Origin of the sequence: Hydrogenovibrio sp. 3SP14C1 (genome assembly GCF_029625905.1) — a bacterium.
Lineage (GTDB): Bacteria > Pseudomonadota > Gammaproteobacteria > Thiomicrospirales > Thiomicrospiraceae > Hydrogenovibrio.
Genome location: NZ_JARTLM010000057.1, coordinates 1 through 284 on the forward strand (window position 1 = coordinate 1; position 284 = coordinate 284).

General features: G+C 68.3%; 1 protein-coding gene. It reads left to right on the plus strand.

The features are described from left to right. Positions 1 to 284 (plus strand): ABC transporter substrate-binding protein (locus P8629_RS11620; RefSeq protein ID WP_278166286.1); only part of this gene is annotated, 284 nt, incomplete at both ends.

Here is a 284-nt window from a genome sequence, read left to right on the forward strand (position 1 = left end):
GTTCCAGCTGGCCGCGCAGGGCGACTCCGTACTCGGCGTGCTCAACGGGCTGAGCTACCACAACACCATGCCGGGCGAGCGCAACGCCGCCTTCGTCAAGTCTTACGAGGCGCGCTTCAAGCGCAAGCCCATCTACACCGACGCCGACATGATGGTCGCGCTGGAAATGTTGCGCGCCGCCATCGTCAAGGCCAAGTCGACCGACGTGAGCGCCGTGCGCACCGCGCTCGCGGGCCTGAAGGCGCCCACCGTGTTCGGCGAGGTCGAGATGCGCGCGGCCGACC